This window comes from Chelativorans salis, from assembly GCF_025336525.1.
GTDB lineage: Bacteria > Pseudomonadota > Alphaproteobacteria > Rhizobiales > Rhizobiaceae > Chelativorans > Chelativorans salis.
On the sequence record NZ_JAOCZP010000001.1, the window covers coordinates 588,974 to 608,625 of the forward strand.

Here is a 19,652-nt window from a genome sequence, read left to right on the forward strand (position 1 = left end):
TTCCACCCGTCACCGTTCCACCCCCAGACGCTCCAGGACTTTCACAAATGCATCCGGCGCGCCGAATCCTCCCGACTTTGTGATTAACTTCAGGCGGCCGGCATCGGCAAGGGGCATCCCTGGCAGAACTTCGCCAACAACTTCAACGATTACGATGCCGATTTGGCCGAGGACAGTCTGTGCTGTCGCCCCACCCGAAACGATCAGCAGCGCACCCTGTGGCGGATCGAGCGCCGCCAGCGCGCTAGCCACCGCAGTCGCGTCGGCCCGTTCCGCACCGGGCACTGCCTGAACAATGGTGATGCCACCCTTCGCCCGGACCTCTGGCAATACGCCATTGGGCGCCGGGATATAGACCGCCGCCGGATAGCGTTGCCGCAAGCGATCGACCTGTTCGAGCGTGATCGGATCGGTCGATCCAATGACGAGGATAACCGGGCCGCGATGCGAACCCGTCTCGATAGTGCGCGCCCCCCGCCCCATGCTTTCGGCCTGCGCCTCGGCCAGTGCCCGCGCCCCGATCAAAAGGTCGTAAACACCTCTCGCCAAAGCGGCGCAAATATCGTCCTGCGTCCCAGCATCGGGAATCTCTGCGCGACCAGCATGTGGCCCGAGCCGATCGGCGATGTCGATGGGCGTATCCACCCCGAACCCGCCGAGCTTCCCATCGCGCATCCAGCGTCCGAAGGCCGGAATGGCAGGTATAACGAGGGCTTTCTCATAGGACAGGGCGTCGAGCTCGGCCACGAGATTACCCTTGAGGCGCGAGTCAATTTTCTTGAAGAGCTTGGTACCGGCGGGGATATATGCCAGCGTACGCGCCACCCGCTCGCGTGCCGTCTCCGGCCCGATCTCCCGGCTGTCAGTCGAGACCGCGACCACCTCCGCGCCGGTCTCGAGTGCCTTCTCCAAGGCCTCGGGGGAAAGGGCGACGACGGTGTGGTGGCCCTGCACGGCGAATGGCGCGGCCGAATCGAGCGCGCCCGACAGATCGTCCGCGATGATCGCCAGCCCGGTCATGATGGCGCTGTGGCTGCCATCTGCCGCCTCTGGGCCTGGACGTCGGGGTCAGGATCGAGATTGGCGGCCAACAGCCTCCGCGTATAGGGGTGCTCGGGCGCGTTGAAGACCTTTTCGGTCGGGCCGCCCTCAACGATCTCGCCTGACTTCATGACCAGCACCATGTCGGCGAAATCGCGCACCACGCCCAGATCGTGGGCGATGAACAGGTATGAAATGCCGAACTTTTTCCTTAGCCCGTCGAGCAGCGCCATGACCTGCGCCTGCACCGAAACGTCAAGCGCGGAAACTGCCTCGTCGCAGATGATGAGTTCCGGCTCGAGCGCCAGCGCGCGGGCAATGGCGATGCGCTGACGCTGGCCGCCCGAGAACTGGTGCGGATAGCGCTCGGCATGCTCAGGCAAAAGGCCCACCTGTTCGAGCAGCTCGTCCACCCGCCGGCGCCGCGCCTTGCGGTCCGGCATCAGCCGATGGATGTCCCAGCCCTCGGAAATGAGCTGATAGACCGACATGCGTGGATTGAGCGATTGCGTGGGGTCCTGGAACACCATCTGGATTTCCCGCCGCACGCTTAGCAATTCTCGCGGCGACATGGTGATCAGATCCTTGCCCTTCCACAGCGCCTTGCCGCTATCGGCCTTCTCGAGCCGCAGAATGGTCCGCGCTAGGGTCGATTTGCCCGACCCGCTTTCGCCCACGACAGCAAGGCTCTGGCCGCGCGACAGGGTGAACGAGGCATCCTTGAGCGCAGTGAACTTGCCATAGGACTTGGCGAGCTCTCTGACCTCGAGCAGCGCCGGTGCATCTGTGGCAGGCTGCTTGATCTCCCCTTTGCCCGGAGCCGCGCCGATCAGCTTGCGCGTATAGGGGTGGCGGGGATGGTGATAGACCTCGCGCACCGAGCCTTCTTCGACGATCTCGCCCTGGCTCATTACCACCACGCGGTCGGCGATCTCGGCGACCACACCCAGATCGTGGGTTATGAGAACCAGTCCCATACCGGTTTCAGCCTGCAGTTCCTTCAGCAGCGCCAGCACCTCGGCCTGGATGGTGACGTCAAGCGCGGTGGTCGGCTCGTCGGCAATCAGGATGTCGGGCTTGAGCATCAGCGCCATGGCGATCATAAGCCGCTGGCGCTGGCCACCCGAGAACTCGTGCGGATATTTCTTCAGCGCCTTTTCGGGGTCGGGTATGCCCACCCGGGTCACCAGTTCGAGCGCCCGGGCCCGCGCCTTGTTGGCTGGCCGCCCATGCGCCGTCATCATCTCGACGATCTGCCAGCCCACCGTATAGACCGGATTGAGATGGCCCAGCGGATCCTGGAAGATCATCGCGATCCGCTTGCCGTTGAGCGCGCGGTGCTCCTCATAGCTGACCTTGAGCAGGTCCTTGCCCTCGAACAGGATCTCCCCGCTCACCACCTCGGCGGGCGGAATGTCGAGCAGGTTCATCACGGCCGAAGCCGAGACGGATTTACCCGACCCGCTCTCTCCAAGGATTGCGAGCGTCTCGCCCCTGTTGACCGACCAGCTGGCGTTGCGCACTGCATGGACGGTACCGCGCGCCGTATGAAAGTCCACCGAGAGATTGCGGACGGTGAGCAGGGCTTCAGTCATGTCCAGTCTTCCGGCTTTCGAGGCGCCAGCGTTGCGCAGGGTCGAGCGCGACGCGCATCCAGTTGGAAAGAAGATTGAGCGAGAGGGCGGTGATGACGATCATCAGCCCCGGCCAGAAGGCCAGCCACCACGCCGTGTTCAGATAGGGCCTTCCCTGGCTGACCATCAGGCCCCAGGTGATGTTCGGCGGCTGGATGCCGATACCCAGGAACGAGAGCGAGGATTCGGCCAGCATTACGAAAGCGAAGTCCAGCGTCGCGATGGTCACCAGCGTCGGCGCGATGATCGGCAGGATGTGACGGAAGATAATGCGCCAGTGTGAGGCGCCCATCACCACCGCCGCCTGCACGAACATGCGCTCGCGCACTTCGAGCACCTCGGCGCGCGTGGTGCGCAGATAGATCGGGATGCGGGTGATGGCCAGCACCAGGATCATGTTGGGGACCGACGGCCCCAGAAGATAAAGCACCACTACGGCCAGCAGCAGCGAGGGAAAGGACATGATGACGTCGGCAAGTCGCATGACGAGCTGCGAGACATTCTTGCCCATATAGCCGGCCACCAGCCCGAACAGCGCGCCCACAGTCATGGCCGAGAAAACAGCACCAGCGGCGACCATCATCGTGCTCTGCGCCGCCACAATCAGCCGGGCCAGCACGGGACGGCCCAGTGAATCCCCGCCAAGCACGAAGGCCCAACCGCGCGACAGATCGAACGGCGGGCTGTTGCGTCCCCTCAGGTTCTGGCTAGCCGCCAGATCGCCCAGGAACACCGGCCCAATGAGGGCGCAGATGATGATTATGAGCAGCACCACCGCCGAGACGAAGGCGAACTTGTCGCGCCAGAGCATGGCCAGCAGCGCCGGAGCGCCACGGAGTTCGGCGGGAGAAGCGTTTGTCTGCGAGATGTCGGTCATCTTCACCCGCCCCCTTACTGCCGGATGCGCGGATCGAGGATCGAATAGGCAATATCGATCAGGATATTCATGATGAAGATGGCGACGGCCGTGACCAGAATGGCGGCCATGACCACGTTGAAGTCGCGCTGCAGGATGGAATCGATCATCAGCTTGCCGATGCCCGGAAAGCCGAAGATTGTCTCGACGATCACCGCGCCATTGAGCAGGGCCGCGGCCTGGTCGCCGATCACGGTTATGACCGGCAGCATGGCGTTGCGCAGCGTATGGACGAAGATGATGGGGCGGTTCTTTACCCCCTTTGCCCGCGCCGTCTTGACGTATGGGGCGGCGAGCGCCGAAAGCATGGAACCGCGCACCACCTGCACGATCAGCCCGAACGGGCGGATGAACAGCACCGCCACCGGCATGATCCAGTGCCAGGGGGTCCCAACCCCCGAGGTGGGCAGCCAGCCCAGATTGATAGCAAAGAGCACAATGGCGACGATGGCGATCCAAAAGTCGGGCGCCGAGGCCCCGATCAGCGATACCACGGAAATGCCGCGATCGATGATGCCGCCCACATTGAACGCCGCGATGGCGCCAAGAACGATGGCTGCGACGACGACAAGGGCCATAGTGATAAGCGCCAGGGGCAGCGTCCAGGCATAGGCTTCCAGCACCACGTCGATCGCTGGCCGCGCCCGCCTCAGGGATTCCCCGAAATCGAGCCGCAGCACATCCCAAACATACATGACGAACTGCTCGAGGACCGGGCGGTCAAGACCGTGCAGCGTGCGAAACTGCTGCTTCATTTCCTCGGTCGCATCGATCGGCAGGAACAGTGCCGCGGGGTCGCCCGTCAGCCGCGAGAGGAAGAAGACCATCACCATCAGGACAACGAGCGAGGCAAGGCTCGCAATCGCCCTCTGTCCGATCAATCCGATCATTGGGGTCCACCGGTGCGTTTCAGAAGGGGCGCCGCCGGCCCAACCGGCGCCGCCTGTTCCACGATTGGCCAGAGCTTACTTGAAGCCAATTTCGGAAAGTTGCAGTTGCGAATTGGTCGCGATGGTGGGCCGGAAATCGAGCCGTTCGCTGACCCGGCTGTGACCGACCATGTGGAACAGCAGCACGTCGGCTACAACCTCCTCGTGGATATAGGCGAACAGCTCCGACCACAACGCCGCGCGCTCGTCGCCGGTCGCGGCGGTCGCCCGCTCGATCAGATCGTCCACATGTGGGTCGGAAATGCCCGACTGCGTGCCCTCGCTGTGATACTTGAAGAACATCGAGAACACCGGGTCACCACGGCTGTTGTCGTGTTGGGCAAGAATCAGGCGCGTGCCTTCGCTTTCCGGATAGGGCTTGGAGTAGTACTGCTCATGCTCTGCCACTTCCACCATGCGCAAGCTGGCGTTGAACCCAACTTCGCTGAGCATCTGGGTCAGCGCCTCGGCCACTTCCGTCACGTTGGGGAAGTTCCCGGTGCGCGCGATGATCTCGATGGGCAGGTTCACATCGACGCCGTCGGCCGCGGCCTTCTCGAGCAATTGGCGGGCCAGGTCCGGATCATAGGCGGGCGGCTCGAGACCGCCGTTCCAGCCCAGGGTGGTGGGCGGGACGATGGTGACGGCAAGCTCGGTGCCCTCCGAGAGCAGCGTGCCGATGAACGCCTCGCGGTCGATGGCGTGGTTGAGCGCCTGGCGCACGCGGATGTCGTCGGTCGGCGCATCGGCGCTGTCGATGCGCAGATAGACCGTCTCGGAGTTCGGATAGCTGAAGTCGGTCGCCGGGTTGGTCGCTTCGAGCTCGGTGATCTGCGGAGCGATATCGGCTTCCCCGGTCTCAACCATCGCCGCGCGCACCGCAGCCTCGCTGCGGAATACGTAGCGGGCCGAGCTCACCTCGGGCTGCTCGCCCCAATAATCGTCGCGCCGGTCGAGCTGGATATGCTGCCCGGCCTGCCATTCCGAGAGCACATAGGGTCCGGTGCCGATCGGCTCGCGCACAAATTCCATCGGCGTTTCAGAAGGCACGATGGTCACGAGCGTCATGAGCAGCGGCAGGATGGGCTGCGCCGGCTCGGAGGTGATGTCGATAGTTAAATCGTCGACGACCTCGAAGCTCAGCTCCGTATCGGCGAAATAGCGCGCGCTCTCGCAGGTGACGTCCTCACTGAAGACGCGGTCGAAGGTGTGCTGGACGTCTGCCGCGTCGAACGCGGAGCCATCCGAGAAGGTGACGTTGGGCCGCAGATGGAAGCGCCACACGCCGTCGCCAAGATCTTCCCAGCTCTCGGCGAGCCGCGGCATCAGGCCTTCATCGCCCCGCACGTCCAGCTCGGTCAGCGTTTCGCTCACATTCTGCATGATGACGCGCCCGATATTGGAACGCGTAGCCATGCAGGGGTCGACGAGGTCAAGCTCCTCGCTGAGCACCACGGTAATGTCGGTATTGTCCTGCGCCAGCACCGGCGTTACCGCCGCCGACGCAAAGAGTGCGCCTGCAATCAGGTATCTGAGGGTCAATGCATCCTCCCTTGGCAGCCTCGTCAAGCGGCTGAGCGGCGCTGCCGGACGCCCAGCGGCATGGGAAACGGCCCCTCTCTTGGTTCCAGAGCCGGCGCCACTATCCATGCCCGCGCCAAATTTGTCAAATCTAAATGAACGGCGCAAGGCTTATCGCTCGCGCTGCAACCATAACAGATTGTTTTTATTTATAATTTACTTAGTTTGCAAGGAAATCTTACAAATTATAGACACGTAATAACTTGACAACATTCCAGTTCGCGTGGAGGTATTGCAGCCAAGACGCGAAGGAGGACCCATGTCTCCCAAGGACATCGCCGCCGCCATGACGGGGCAGCTCACCCAGGGGCCGTCCGGAAGGCTCGAAGCCTTCCTCCCCTCCCCCATGGTCCAGAACCACGCCGCCTTCATCGAGCGGCTGGAGGATGGCACCCTGGTGAGCCTGTGGTTCGGCGGCACGCTGGAAGGCAAGTCCGACATTTCCATTTTCGGGTCCACACTCGCCCCGGGCGCCGAGGCCTGGAGCGCGCCGGTGCGCCTTTCGGACGATCCTGAACGCTCCGAGCAGAATCCCCTCCTCGCTCATAACGGGCTGGGCTGGCAGCTCTTCCACACCGCCCAGCCGGCGGGCAACCAGGACGAATGCCTGCTGCGCGCCCGCGAGATCACCCTGACCAGTGGACGTATCGGCGGGGGCGAACCGCGCATCCTTGACCTGCCGCACGGCTGTTTCATCCGCGGGCGCTTCGTCCGCCGCAAGGACGGGGCGTGGATGATGCCGATCTTCCGCTGCGTCTCCCGCCCCGGCCAGCGCTGGACCGGTAGCCACGACACCGCCGCCGTCGGCATCAGCCATGACAATGGGCAGACCTGGACTCTCGAAGAGATTCCCGGCTCGATCGGCTCGGTTCACATGACCATCGTGCCGCTCGACGGTGACCGGATGGTCGCCTTCTACCGCCGCCGCCAGTCCGATTTCGTCCACCGCTCGGTGAGCGAGGATGGCGGAGTGACGTGGTCGGCGCCCGAGCCCACTGACGTTCCCAACAACAATTCCTCCATCAACGTCGTCCGGCTCACCGACGGGCACCTGGCCATGGTGTGCAACCCCACTTCTGCCGCCACCTCCTCGGACCGCCGCGCCTCGCTCTATGACGAGATCGAGGAGGGTGACGACCGCCCCGATGCCAGCGGCGGGTGCAAGCCGATCTGGGGTGTCCCCCGCGCGCCGCTGAGCCTGTGTATTTCGACCGACGAGGGCCGCACCTTCCCGCTGCGCCGCATCATCGACGACAGCCCCGGCACGTGCCTCTCCAACAATTCGGAGGACGGACGCAACAAGGAGCTATCCTATCCCTACCTGCTCGAAGGAGATGATGGCGCCATCCATGTCGCCTACACCTACTTCCGGCGTGCAATCAAATATGTCCAGCTGCCCAAGGGCTGGATATACGGAGAAGAGGCGTGAGCGACATCATCGGCATCACAATGGGCGATCCCGCGGGCGTCGGACCGGAAATCACCGTCCGCGCCATAGCCGAAATGAGCGAAACCGACCGGGCCCGGACCCGCATCTACGGCCATCGCAATACTCTGGAAAAGGCGCTGGAAGCCTCCAATCTCTCGCTCGATCTCGGCCCCCTGGTCGAGAATATCGAGATCGAAGGCGGCGTGCTCCCCTGGGGCAAGCTCGACGCCCGCGCGGGCGACGCGGCCTATCGCTTCATTGCTCGCGCCGTCTCGGACGCCCAGGGAAACAAGATCGGCTGCATCGTCACGGCGCCGATCAACAAGGAAGCGCTCAACCTCGCCGGACACCATTATGACGGCCACACTGGCATGCTGGCCGCACTCACCGGCCAGCGTTCCGCCTTCATGCTCCTGGCCTCCGACCGGCTCAAGGTGATCCACGTCTCGACCCACGTGTCGCTCAAGACCGCGATCGACCGCGCCACGCCCGAACGGATTCTCGCTACAATCCGCGCCGGCAACGACCACCTCAAGCGCATCGGCTACGAGACGCCACGCATCGCTGTGGCCGGCATCAATCCCCATTGCGGCGAGAACGGGTTGTTCGGTACCGAGGACGACGAGCAGATCGTCCCAGCCATCGAGATGGCGCGTGCCGAAGGCATCGAGGTTGCCGGTCCCATCTCCGCCGACACCGTCTATCACCGCGCCTATAACGGCGCCTTCGACCTGGTGGTCGCGCAATATCACGACCAGGGCCACATCCCGATCAAGCTGGTGGCCTTCGATACTGCCGTCAACATCTCGCTCGGCCTGCCCATCGACCGCACCTCGGTCGACCATGGCACGGCCTTCGACATTGCCGGCACTGGCAAGGCCAACCACACCAACATGAACGCGGCCATCGCCTATGCCCGCAAACTCGCTGCCCGGAGAGCACAATGAACCCCGCCCGCACCCTGCCGATCAGCGGCGTATTCTGTGCCGCCGCCACCCCGGTTCTTCAGAACGGCGAGCCCGACCACGCCACCTTCGCCGACCATTGCAAGGCCCTGCTCGAAGAAGGCTGCGACGGCATCGCTCTGCTCGGAACCACCGGAGAGGCTAATTCCTTTTCCATCTCCCAGCGCCAGGACCTGCTCGACCAGGTGATCGCGGCGGGCATCGACCCTAAGCGCCTGATGCCGGGCACCTCCCAGAACAACGTCGCCGACAGTGTCACCCTTACCCGTCACGCCGTCGACCGCGGCGTCGCCGCCTGTGTGGTGCTGCCCCCCTTCTACTATAAAGGGGTGAGCGACGAGGGACTGTTCCAATTCTATTCCGAACTGATCGAGGGCGTGGGGAGCGACGATCTGCGGATTGTTCTTTATCACATTCCCCCTATCGCCCAGGTGGGGCTCTCCCTGGACCTTGTCGGGCGCCTGCTCGAGAGCTTTCCCGGTATCGTCATCGGCGTCAAGGACAGCTCGGGCAAGCTCGACAGCATGCAGTCCTTTGCCAGCGCATACCACAATTTCTCGGTCCTCGCCGGGGCCGACCCGTTAATGCTGCCCCTGCTGCGTTCAGGCGGCGCCGGCTGCATCACCTCGAGCTCGAATCTCATCGCCTCCCATCTGCGCTTCGTTTTCGACAACTGGTTCGACCCGGCGCTCGAAGGCGAGGTGGACCGCGTTCAGCAGCGCATCGACGCCTGGCGCACTCTTTCCAACGCTTATGTGCAGCTGCCGACCGTCAAGGCCATGCTGGCCCGGCGCAGGAACCACGAGGGCTGGACGCGCGTACGCCCGCCGCTCGTTGCGCTCACGCCAGACGAGGTCGAGGTGGTGTGGCGGCAGATGGCTGAACTCGAGGCGACTGACAATGGCTAAATCCGCTCTCTCGATGGCCCGACCGATCACCCTGCTCCAGCCGCCCAGACTGGAGATCGGCGCCGGCGCAATCACTCGCCTCGGGGAATTCTCCAACCGTTTCCGCCGCATCTTCGTCGTCGCCATGGCGCCCACCGCGCCCTATGTCGAACGCATCGGGCTGAAGGGCGCCGTTGAATCCTATATCGACCTGCCCCCCGAGCCTGACCTGCCTTCGGTCGAGGCCGTGCTCGACGCGGCCCGCGCCTTCGAGCCCGATCTCGTGATCGGCCTGGGCGGCGGCTCGGCCATGGACGTCGCGAAGCTGGTGGCTGTCCTCTGGGACAGCGAACAGACCATTCCCGAAGTGGTCGGCCCCGGCAAGGTCCAGAGCCGCCGGACCGCCCTCGTTCAGGTCCCCACCACCTCGGGTACCGGCTCGGAAGCCGGCACGCGCGCGCTCGTGACCAATCCTGCAACCCTCGCCAAACTTGCGGTTGAAAGCGAACACATGCTGGCCGATATGGCCGTGCTCGACCCTGAGCTGACCTATTCCGTCCCCGCTCCCGTGACAGCCGCGACCGGCGTGGACGCTCTCGCCCATTGCGTGGAGGCCTTTACAAACATCAAGGCCCATCCGCTCATTGATGGCTATGCCCGGCTCGGCATCAAGCTGGTTGGCCGCTATCTCAAGCGCGCCGTTGCCGATGGTTCAGATGTGGAGGCCCGCGCCGGCATGATGCTCGCCTCTTATTACGGCGGGATCTGCCTCGGACCGGTCAACACCGCCGCCGGCCACGCCCTCGCCTACCCGCTCGGCACACGCCTCAAGCTGCCACACGGACTGGCCAACGCGATCATTTTTCCCCATGTGCTGGCCTTCAATGCGTCCGCCTGCCGGGAAAAGACCCGCGAGATCACCGAATTGCTCGGGCTTTCCGCCGATGGTGACACCATCCTCGATGAGAGCCACAGATATTGCTGCAGCCTCGGGCTCGAGATGGACCTTGCCGGCCACGGAGCCCGGCAGGACCATCTGCAGGACTGGGCTCGGGAGGCCCACGGCATTCGGCGCCTAATGGACAACAATCCGCGCGCCATGAACGTTGAGGACATTCTCGCCATATACAGCGCCGCGCTGCACCCGCGGCCCTGATATCGCCGGCTCACAAATCGAAGGTCATCAGGAAGAGAATTATGAAGATTCTTTTACACGGCTCGGCACTACGCACCCTACCGATGGGATGGCTGCGGCAAGATATCCGTACGATGCTCGTCCGGTGGCAACGGTGCCGGAGCGGCTGTTCTTAAGTCTTCTCTCGCGCCCCCATTTGCCGGCCAGCTGAGCGTCGCAGGCGACCGCCGGGTTGAAATCCGCAAAGGTCCCGTGCGAATTTTCGCGCCAGGCCCACACATGGAGCTCATAGAAGGGATCGAATCCGTAGCGGCTGCGCGCACCAGACGAAGTGGAAAAGATGTCCCTTCAAAACGGCGGGTCTGGAAAAGGTGAGCATCTTGGCGGTGCCCGACACCTTCATGTCGTGCCTGTCCGGCATCTTCGACACGCTCATCGAGGCCCGCGACGCGGTTTCGCGGGATCTCGCATTCGAGCCGGAGATCGTTGCCGCGACACCCCGGATCGAGATCGGCAAGAGCCGCATGCCGCTCGACGCGCACCGCACGCTCGACGAGATCGACCGCACCGACATCGTCATCGTAGCCGCATCGGTTATGGACGGCGCGCGATGGACGACAGCACGCTATGGCGAGGTGGTGGGCTGGCTTCGCCTGATGCACGATCGCGGCGCGATCCTCTGCTCGGCCTGTTCCGGTGCGTTGCTTCTGGCGGAAACGGGGCTGCTCGATGGCGAGGAAGCGACGACTCATTGGGCGCTGGAGCGCTATTTCAAGGAGACGTTTCCGAAGGTCAGACTGCGGCTTGAAAGGGAACTGGTCGTGAGCGGAGCGGATGGCCGTCTGGTAATGTCCGGCGCATCGACGGTCTGGCACGACCTGACGCTCTACCTGATCGCCCGCTTCAACGGCCCGGCGACCGCCCGCGCCGTGGCGAAATACTTCATGCTGCAATGGCATGCGGACAGTCAGGGCGCCCTTCTTCTCGTTCGAGGAGAGGACCATGGCGATGCGGCGGTCCTGGCAGCCCAGAAATGGCTCCAGGAGAACTGGCGCGAACAGGCTCCGTCGAGGGAATGATCGAGAGTTCCGGGCTATCGGAGCGGAACTTCAAGCGCCGATTTCGCAGCGACCGGCCATTCGCCCATCGGCTATGTGCAAGGCTTGAGGATCGAACGGGCGAAGCACCGGCTCGAGAGGCCCGCCGATCCGATCGAGCGCATCAGTTGGGATATCGGTTACGAGGATGCGTCATTCTTCCGACGGCTGTTCAAGCGCACGGTCGGCATGAGGCCTGTCGACTATCGAAAGAGGTTCGACAGCCGCCACCTACGCTGACTGTTCAATGTCCGCAGATCGATGCCTTGCGTCATTCGGCTGTCCACCGGCAATGACGCATTTCCACCCAACCGCGACGAAGGACGCTCCGCGGCTGTACGGCAGAACCGAATCCTTCGGCCGGCTCGGTCCCGCCATTTCTTGACATTCGCAGCGCTTCTCCGAAGCCTACCTTCGCGTTCCGGCCGGTGTCGACCTCTTGCAGACCCTCGCGCTTCGGGCGCAAGGACAAGAGCCGCGGCTCTAAACGGTCGCTCGGGTTAAACGTGATCCTTCTCATGCTCGCTCCCGTGCTCGTCGGGGCCGTGCCGGATTGGGAACCCCGATGATGTCCGGGCTCATCCCTTGTCTCGACGAAGTAATGTTCTGGCCTCGACACTACTTCTGCCGGTGGAGTTTCCCTTCACAGCGGATAGCGCGCCCGATCCGAACCCGGGTGTACGCTCTAACTCCCCGCCCTCAGCAATGCCGCCGTCCGCCTTAGCCAGTCGGCGGAATCGTCGCGGTGATAGACCTGTTCCGACGGCTCGATGTTGTCCAGGAACTGGCGATAGATCACGGCCTGCCTGGCTGCGGCAATGGGCGCGAGGAGGCCGGCAGCGCGGGCGGGTTCGCAGCCGGGCAGCCGGGCCAGCCATGCGCTAGCCCAGTACTCCTTGATCGTCTCCACGTACTCGAATGGGACGCGGTCGAGAAATGCCGGCTGGTCCAGCATCGGGTGGCCGATCCCGCTGTCGCCCCAATCAAGCAACGTAAGGGTTCGTTCTGCCCCGCGAAAATTGCCGGGATGGAAATCGCCGTGGACCAGCGTGTCAGGCAATCCGCAGGACTCGAGCGCGGCAAAGCGGTCGGCGAGACCGCTGACGAAGCGCTGGAGCAGCGTAAGCTCGTTCCGAGACAACTCTTCGCTGGCTCGCTCCGCCACATCGCCGATCGCAGCGATTAAAGTCGGGCCGCCCCAGTACGGCAGTCCTATGGAGCGCAATTGTTCGACGCGGCCGGTCCACGATGACTGCAGTTCAACCAGCAGGGTCACCATCTCGAGCAATCGCGGTAACGACGCCTCATACATGTCCTCGCCCGCGACTTCTGCGAGCAGCATGCGTCGTCCGCCGTCGTGGCCAAGCAGTTCCGGAACGGGACGGTCGACTAATGCTGTGATGACGCGCGGCTCGTGCGCGAAGAATGGCGGCACGACCTTTAGCCATACAGCTTGGCGGGCGACCGGAATGCGCCAGATGCTGGATAGATTCCAGCTGCGGATCTGGACAGGCTTCCCGACGGGCGTCAGGCCATGCCCGGCTAGTATGCGCCTCGCCCAGGCGAGGTCGGCGGCAGGCCCGCCGGGCTCAGCGTAGCTTTGGCGGAGCGGGTGGGGCTCGAGTCGCCCTGCCCAGACCTCGGCCGGAACGGGCTGTGCGACCTCGGCCAGATACGTGACTTCTCCGCCGTGCGGTCGGTCGCGAACTGCCTCCAGCAGCCGCAGGATCGTGACATCGATCCCATGGTATTCGCGCACGGCGAGGACTACCGACTGCGCATCCTGCCACCAGGGAAGTTCGACCGGGACCGGTGCCAGTCTGCCGACCACGGCACCCTCTGGCGAAACGAGCACCAGCCGGGCGACACGCGGCGGCGGCTCCGATTGCTTCTCGCCATTCATGCGGTCCCCCTCGCGTCCTTGACGCGCTCTTCGCGGAGATCATGCCGGCCGAGTCCGCCCGCTTCAAGCGCAAGGCGAATGTCTGCGTCTCACGCTCTCCGCCCGTTCCGATTGAAAACAGCAACGGCAAAGTTCCACCGCGACGGATGGGAACCGGCAAGTTCGACCCATTATGGTCCTTGCGCCAAGTAAAATTGAAGGCAGGTCCCGATACGTTATCGGACGTTCAGAGCTATCGGGCCTCCGCGAACAGCCTGTTAAGCCGGACAAGCTGCTCTGACCACCGCGTCGCAGACCCAAATGCACGCACGCAACATCATCACCCTGCTGCTCATCATCGTGGGCGGCCTATATTGGGGGCTCGTCGGCCTTTTCCAATTCGACCTTGTTGCTGCGATTTTTGGCGGCCAAGAGGCCACTCTTTCTCGGATCGTCTATGTCCTCGTCTGGCTCTCGGCGCTTTGGCAGCTCATGGCGTTCGTCAAAAGCTTCAGCGACGGCGAAGTCAGGGCCGAACGCAACGTGCGCTGACGGGCATACTCAAATGTGAGCTGCGGCCCTGCGCGGCCGCAGCCTTTTGGCTCATGCCGCCTCGCTGCCCTCTGCATGAGTTTCAGCTCCTGGCATCTCCCGGAGCACCAAATAGCGATTGCCGCGGCGTCGGATGCATCTCGCCAGGAGCACAGCCGTATGGTGGCCGGACCTCATACGGCAGGACGAGGTAAACAAGACCTCGATCTCCTGGGACGAGACGACGGTGGCGGCACAGCCGGAGAACTGCCGCCGATCATGACCTGATCTACCGCAGTGCAGCACTGCAGGCGATGGCCGCCCATGGAACAGGCGCTGTAGCCTTGGCGGCTGGCAATCATCGGAGCGCCTTTCCTGCGCTCAGGCGCGCCTTCGAGCTTTGGCTTCCAGATGCTTCCGCGTCTCGGCCGCACCATAGTATCGGGGCAGATAGATCTTTATCGACGTGCCTTGGCCGATCTCGGAGTAGATCTTTATGTGGCCTCCAGACTGCTTCACAAAGCCGAAAACCTGACTTAGCCCCAGCCCCGTGCCCTTTCCCGGGCCTTTGGTGGTGAAGAACGGATCGAAGGCCTTGGCCATGACGTCGGATGTCATGCCGGTGCCCGTGTCTGTGACTGCGACCATCACATACTGCCCCGGCTTCACATCGTGCTCGGCGCCATAGGCCTCGTCGAGGTGGCTATTGGCGGTCTCGATCGTGAGCCTGCCGCCTTGAGGCATAGCGTCACGCGCGTTGATGGCCAGGTTGAAGATGGCATTCTCAAGCGCATTCTTGTCCGTCAAAACCTGCCAGAGGCCGCCGGCAAGCACCGTCTCCAACCGGACCGTCCCGCCCAAAGTGCGGCGGAGCAGATCGGACATTTCCGCCACCATCTGGTTCGCGTAGAGCGGCTCGGGAGCGAGCGTCTGCTGGCGTGAGAAGGCGAGCAGGCGCTGCGTGAGTGCCGCGGCACGGGAGGCGCCGTCGTTGGCCGCGGCGATGTACTGGGAGATGTCCTCCCCCTTCGCGAGGCGACGTTCGAGAAGGTTTAGCGCGGAGAGGATGACCGCCAGCATGTTATTGAAGTCGTGGGCGATGCCCCCTGTGAGCTGACCGACGGCTTCCAACTTCTGGGCCTGGCGGAGTGCTGCTTCCGACTTCATCCGCGCCTCGACCGCCTCGGCGATGCGCTCCTCCAGCGTGCGGTTGAGCTCCTGGAGTTCGGCATTGGCGTTCTCGGCGGAACGGCGGGCCTCAAGCAGTTCGCGCTCGTAGCGGCGGCGGTCGGATGCGTTGAAGATGGTGATGCGGACGAAGCGCAGCGCACCCTTTTCATCGCGCCGCTCGACGGCATTGACGAGTACAGGAAGCCTGCTGCCGTCAGCGCGCACCAGGTCGAGGGCCACCTCATTGAAAAAGCCCTGCATGCGCATGAGCGGTGCGAAATGAGTCTCGTAGTAGATTTTTCCGGCGATGTTCAGGAAATCCTGAAAGCGCCGCCCGACAAATTCGGAGCGCTCGCGGCCGAGCCACGTGGCGAAGGTGCGGTTAGCCTTGGTGATACGCCCGTCGGGTCCCGCCGAGACATAGCCGCAGGGGGCGTTGTCGAACAAATCCTCGAGGTCGTCGATCCCCTGGCTCATGGGCTCAAATTCGGCGCTCCGGATCCCTCGCCTCAAAGAACGTCTTCATGGCGGAGATCGTTTCCTCCGGCGCGCTGAGATTGGGGCAATGGCCGGTGGCCTGCAGTAGGACGAAGGCGCTGTCGGGAAGACGCTGGTGGACATATGCGCCCACGGCCTGCGGCGCGATCACATCCTCGGAGCATTGAAGCACGAGCGCACGGGCGGTGACGCGCGCGAGATCGGCGCGGTTGTCGGAAAGGAAGGTGACCCGGGCGAAGCGCTTGGCAATTTCCGGGTCCGTCATGCAGAAGGAGTTGATGAGCTCCTCGCTGAGTTCCGGCCGGTCGGGATTGCCCATGATGACGGTGGCCATGGCCTGCGACCATCCCATATGGTTGTCGTCGAGGAAATCGAGCAGTTCGTGGATCTGCGCCTCGCTGAAGCCGCCGGTGTACTCCTGGTCGTCTATGTAGCGAGGCGACGGACCGATCATGACGAGGTCGTCGAAGAGCTCAGGCGCCTGAATAGAGGCAATGGCTCCGATCATGGCGCTGACCGAATGGCCGACGAAAATGCCATGGGTGACGTCGAGCTCGCGGCAAATCGCGATGATGTCGTCAGCATAGCCTTCGAGAGAGGTATACTTGCCGACATCGTAGGCCTTCAGATCGGAGCCGCCGCAACCGACGTGGTCGAACAGGACAATGCGGTACTCCTCGGCAAAGGCAGGCCAGACAAAACGCCACATATTCTGATCGCATCCGAAGCCATGGGCGAAAACCATCGCTCGCCGCCCGGAACCCACAACCTTTACATTGTTCCGCCGCAATACACTCAAGAACAATCTCCCTTTCGTGCCTACTGGAGACCAGCTGCTCGCACAGGGCGCCAGGATGATCTCGCTCATTGAACGGGAAATAGGGCCAACCGCACGCTGTTCAATCGACGGCCCAGCGCCGGCGTGGCACTCGGTCGCTCATGTTGCGGTTGTCTGCTCTGGCGAAGTGCCGGGAAGGATAAGGGCGGCTTCGTCCGCTCGAGCAGTTTGCTCGGACTTGCAGCTAGGACCAAGTGTTGTCGCAGCCGCGGCGAGCGAGGCGAATTTTCGCAATTGGAATGGAACCATTCGCCGCGACAAGGTTGAGCCAATCATCTCGCCATTGCCGCAACGCTTTGCCGGCCCAGGAGTTAGGGCCAAAAGGTGCATCCCATGCAGGAAACAGAGCGCGACGAAGCGGAGACGCCCTCCCATGAGCGTTCGACCGAACCACCGCAGGTCATTGTCGTTGACAAGACCCTGAAGGCGCTGGGAATTGGCACATTCCTGATCATTCTGGTCGTGGCGCTCTATTTCGGGCGTGATTTTCTCCTGCCCGTAGTGCTTGCCTTCCTCTTCGCCCTCGTTCTTGGCCCGGTAGTTCGATCTCTCGCCAGGCGAGGTGTTCCTGAATGGGCCACCGCGATACTGCTCGTGGTCATACTCTCTGCGATCATCTCATCCGCGCTCTACTCCCTGAGCGGCCCGGTTTCGCAATGGATCGAGGACGCGCCGCGCATCGGCCGCGAAGTGCAGGACCGGATCGCCATGCTACGCCGCCCGGTGGATGCGGTGGTGGATGCGTCCCAGCAGGTCGAGCAACTCGCCGAATCCGAGGATCCGGAAGCGCAGCGCGTCGTCCTGAGCGAGCCGGGTCTCATCAGCCGTGCTGCCAGCGGCGCGCCCGAGGTCGCCGCACAGATCGGGGTCACTCTTATTCTGCTTCTCTTTCTGCTTTCCTCCGGCGATATGTTCTATGAAAAGCTGGTGAAATCGCTGCCCACGCTCTCGGACAAAAAGCGCGGATTGCGAATCGCGCGAACGGTCGAGCGGGATGTTTCGCGCTATCTTTTCACCATCTCGCTCATCAATGTCGGCCTTGGCGCCGCTGTTGCGGCGGGCATGTTTGCGATCGGCATGCCCAATCCCGTGCTCTGGGGCGTGCTGGCCGCGCTGTTGAACTTCATTCCGTATCTTGGAGCCTTGCTCGGCGTCGTGCTGGTTGGTCTGGTCGCCCTGGTCTCTTTCGATGCGATCGGAGTGGCGCTCCTTGCGCCGCTCATCTATCTTGCCTGCACCACGGTCGAGGGACAGTTGGTCACCCCGCTGGTCATCGGGCGCCGGCTTGAAATGAACCCCATCGTCATCTTCCTGGCGATCGCATTCTGGGGCTGGCTTTGGGGGATAGTCGGCGCGCTGATCGCCGTTCCACTTCTCGTTATTCTCAAGGTGTTCGCCGATCATGTTGAAGGCCTCGGGGGTTTGGGCGAATTCCTGGCGGGGCGCGACGTGCCGCAGGCGCAGGAAGACGAGGAGAGCAAGCCAGCCGAATCCTCCTAGGTCCCTCCGGTCAAGCGGTGCTAAGCTTATGATCCATTCAACCTGAAGCGCCCTTCGGAGGATTCTCAAGAGAGATGAAATCCATTCTCTTCGCTTCCGGATGCCTACTCATCGTCATGACGCTACTGTCATTCGTGAAAAGCGCGAAGTGGTGGATTCGTGGAGCGGACTTTCCGCGCCTGCAGATCGCCGTCGCGAGCGCCCTTGTGCTGTGCGTGTACCTGTTCCTCTATGAAGAGAGAGGCACATGGGACGCCATTTTCCTGATCACTCTCGCAGGCGCGCTCGGCTACCAAAGTTTCCGGATATTTCCATATACGATCGTGGCGCCTCGGGAGGTTGCGAAGGCCTCTGGCGATGCAGACACGGCAAACTCTATCCGCCTGCTGATCGCCAATGTCTTGATGGAGAACCGGGCAGCCCGCAGATTTCTGGCTCTCGTGCAGGAGACCCGACCGGATATCATCCTGGCCGTGGAGACCGATGCCTGGTGGGACGAGCAGCTGCGCGACCTGAGCGGCGATTATCCGCATTCCATCAAGCAACCGCAAGAAAACCACTACGGCATGCACCTCTTTTCCAAACTGGAACTGGCTTCCCCCGAAGTTCGGTTCCTGGTGGAAGGCGACGTTCCCTCGGTCCGCGCTTCCGTGCGCTTGCGATCCGGCCAGTGGATCGAATTCTTCGGCGTACACCCGCGGCCGCCGGAGCCGCGCACCGATACCGAAGAGCGGGACGCCGAAATCCTGATCGTGGGTAGGCAGGTGAAGGCGCAGAACCGACCAGCGATCGTTGCGGGCGATCTCAACGACGTAGCATGGTCCCACACCACACGTCTTTTCCAGCGCACCAGTGGTTTGCTGGATCCGCGGCGCGGGCGCGGCATGTTCAGCACCTTCCACGCTCGATATCCCCTGTTTAGATGGCCTCTGGACCATATTTTCCACGACGCTTCCTACACGCTTGTCCACCTGCAGCGCCTGCGCGGTTTCGGATCAGATCACTTCCCTGTCCTGGCGGAACTGCACTACACTCCCAGCGCGGCCGAAGGCCAGGAAGCGCCAGAATCCGACCAGGACGACCGCGCGGAAGCTCAAGAAAAGATCGCCGAGGGCAAGGCTGCCGATTAGGCGATTGGCGGCTCCCGAACAGTGGCGGCAGTCATCAGCATCGGAACCAAACGGCTCACCGGCTGTTCGAATACGCCGCCATGTCCGGACACCGCTCCCGGATATCGCGTCGACGCCACGGAGGTTCCTCATGCTCAAGTCAGCCGCCCGAAACGGCGTTGCATTTCGTGTGTGGGCGCCGCATGCCGACGCGATATTTGTCACCGGCTCATTCAATGGCTGGTCGGATGACGAAGTCGCGATGCCGGCGGAGGGGGATGGGATCTGGTACGCCGATGTGGCCGGAGCAAAACCCGGCGACGAATACAGGTTCCTGATCCGCAATGGTGAGCAGGTCCTGTCGCGCATCGATCCCTATGCCCGCGCGGTGACGAGCTCCGTCGGCGACGGAATTGTCGTCGAGCCAGACCACGACTGGCATGATATCGACTTCCAGACGCCGCCCGGGAACGAGCTGGTCATGTAGGCCATGGCCTGCCGGCCACGCCT

Annotated in this window: 17 protein-coding genes and 1 pseudogene; 10 read left to right on the forward strand and 8 right to left on the reverse strand. The window is 63.0% G+C overall.

What is annotated here, in order from left to right; genetic code table 11:
• Positions 1-9 precede the first annotated feature (9 nt).
• The 5 genes from N5A92_RS02905 to N5A92_RS02925 all read right to left on the reverse strand — a co-directional run bounded on the left by N5A92_RS02905 (position 10) and on the right by N5A92_RS02925 (position 6,062).
• Positions 10-1,020, reverse strand: coding sequence for a four-carbon acid sugar kinase family protein (locus tag N5A92_RS02905; RefSeq protein WP_260900338.1), 1,011 nt, complete (start codon positions 1,018-1,020; stop codon positions 10-12).
• Positions 1,017-2,636 (reverse strand): ABC transporter ATP-binding protein, encoded by a 1,620-nt coding sequence (locus N5A92_RS02910; protein WP_260900339.1) that lies wholly within the window; start codon positions 2,634-2,636, stop codon positions 1,017-1,019. The genes N5A92_RS02905 and N5A92_RS02910 overlap by 4 nt, the downstream gene beginning before the upstream one ends.
• On the reverse strand, positions 2,629-3,552 hold the full coding sequence (locus N5A92_RS02915) for an ABC transporter permease (RefSeq protein WP_260900340.1): 924 nt from the start codon (positions 3,550-3,552) through the stop codon (positions 2,629-2,631). The genes N5A92_RS02910 and N5A92_RS02915 overlap by 8 nt, the downstream gene beginning before the upstream one ends.
• 14 nt (positions 3,553-3,566) lie before the next feature.
• Entirely contained in the window at positions 3,567-4,481 is a 915-nt protein-coding gene (locus tag N5A92_RS02920; protein WP_260900341.1) for an ABC transporter permease, read from the reverse strand.
• Between the two features lie 75 nt (positions 4,482-4,556).
• Positions 4,557-6,062 (reverse strand): ABC transporter substrate-binding protein, encoded by a 1,506-nt coding sequence (locus tag N5A92_RS02925; protein ID WP_260900342.1) that lies wholly within the window; start codon positions 6,060-6,062, stop codon positions 4,557-4,559.
• Positions 6,063-6,360: 298 nt separating this feature from the next.
• Between N5A92_RS02925 and N5A92_RS02930 the strand changes: the two genes are divergently transcribed.
• From N5A92_RS02930 to N5A92_RS02955, 6 genes and pseudogenes are all read left to right on the forward strand, one after another.
• Positions 6,361-7,530 carry a sialidase family protein gene (locus N5A92_RS02930; RefSeq protein WP_260900343.1) on the forward strand — a complete coding sequence of 390 codons (1,170 nt, stop codon included), beginning with the start codon at positions 6,361-6,363 and terminating at the stop codon, positions 7,528-7,530.
• The gene (gene pdxA / locus N5A92_RS02935; RefSeq protein WP_260900344.1) at positions 7,527-8,477 is read left to right on the forward strand and encodes a 4-hydroxythreonine-4-phosphate dehydrogenase PdxA; all 951 of its coding nucleotides are present in this window, start codon (positions 7,527-7,529) and stop codon (positions 8,475-8,477) included. The genes N5A92_RS02930 and pdxA overlap by 4 nt, the downstream gene beginning before the upstream one ends.
• Positions 8,474-9,403 carry a dihydrodipicolinate synthase family protein gene (locus N5A92_RS02940; RefSeq protein WP_260900345.1) on the forward strand — a complete coding sequence of 310 codons (930 nt, stop codon included), beginning with the start codon at positions 8,474-8,476 and terminating at the stop codon, positions 9,401-9,403. The genes pdxA and N5A92_RS02940 overlap by 4 nt, the downstream gene beginning before the upstream one ends.
• Positions 9,396-10,538: an iron-containing alcohol dehydrogenase gene (locus N5A92_RS02945; RefSeq protein WP_260900347.1), complete on the forward strand. Its 1,143-nt coding sequence runs from the start codon at positions 9,396-9,398 to the stop codon at positions 10,536-10,538. The genes N5A92_RS02940 and N5A92_RS02945 overlap by 8 nt, the downstream gene beginning before the upstream one ends.
• Positions 10,539-10,903: 365 nt before the next feature.
• Positions 10,904-11,596, forward strand: a complete 693-nt coding sequence (locus N5A92_RS02950) for a GlxA family transcriptional regulator (protein WP_260900981.1) — start codon at positions 10,904-10,906, stop codon at positions 11,594-11,596.
• Positions 11,597-11,647: 51 nt separating this feature from the next.
• Positions 11,648-11,854: pseudogene (locus N5A92_RS02955) on the forward strand (helix-turn-helix domain-containing protein); the annotation flags it as partial.
• 445 nt (positions 11,855-12,299) lie between these two features.
• Here the strand turns inward: N5A92_RS02955 and N5A92_RS02960 are convergent.
• Entirely contained in the window at positions 12,300-13,517 is a 1,218-nt protein-coding gene (locus tag N5A92_RS02960) for an aminoglycoside phosphotransferase family protein (RefSeq protein WP_260900348.1), read from the reverse strand.
• Positions 13,518-13,817: 300 nt separating this feature from the next.
• Here N5A92_RS02960 and N5A92_RS02965 point away from each other — a divergent pair, with 300 nt between their 5' ends.
• Complete coding sequence (locus N5A92_RS02965; RefSeq protein ID WP_260900349.1) at positions 13,818-14,048, forward strand: DUF378 domain-containing protein; 231 nt, start codon at positions 13,818-13,820, stop codon at positions 14,046-14,048.
• 360 nt (positions 14,049-14,408) lie between these two features.
• Here the strand turns inward: N5A92_RS02965 and N5A92_RS27385 are convergent, their stop codons facing one another.
• Both N5A92_RS27385 and N5A92_RS02980 read right to left on the reverse strand, forming a co-directional pair.
• The gene (locus tag N5A92_RS27385; RefSeq protein WP_425248517.1) at positions 14,409-15,674 is read right to left on the reverse strand and encodes a PAS domain-containing hybrid sensor histidine kinase/response regulator; all 1,266 of its coding nucleotides are present in this window, start codon (positions 15,672-15,674) and stop codon (positions 14,409-14,411) included.
• Positions 15,675-15,678: 4 nt separating this feature from the next.
• Positions 15,679-16,494, reverse strand: a complete 816-nt coding sequence (locus N5A92_RS02980) for an alpha/beta fold hydrolase (RefSeq protein WP_313958376.1) — start codon at positions 16,492-16,494, stop codon at positions 15,679-15,681.
• A gap of 372 nt (positions 16,495-16,866) precedes the next feature.
• Between N5A92_RS02980 and N5A92_RS02985 the strand changes: the two genes are divergently transcribed.
• The 3 genes from N5A92_RS02985 to N5A92_RS02995 all read left to right on the forward strand — a co-directional run bounded on the left by N5A92_RS02985 (position 16,867) and on the right by N5A92_RS02995 (position 19,629).
• On the forward strand, positions 16,867-18,033 hold the full coding sequence (locus N5A92_RS02985; protein ID WP_260900351.1) for an AI-2E family transporter: 1,167 nt from the start codon (positions 16,867-16,869) through the stop codon (positions 18,031-18,033).
• A gap of 74 nt (positions 18,034-18,107) precedes the next feature.
• Entirely contained in the window at positions 18,108-19,163 is a 1,056-nt protein-coding gene (locus N5A92_RS02990) for an endonuclease/exonuclease/phosphatase family protein (RefSeq protein WP_260900352.1), read from the forward strand.
• A gap of 130 nt (positions 19,164-19,293) precedes the next feature.
• Complete coding sequence (locus N5A92_RS02995; RefSeq protein WP_260900353.1) at positions 19,294-19,629, forward strand: hypothetical protein; 336 nt, start codon at positions 19,294-19,296, stop codon at positions 19,627-19,629.
• Positions 19,630-19,652 lie beyond the last annotated feature (23 nt).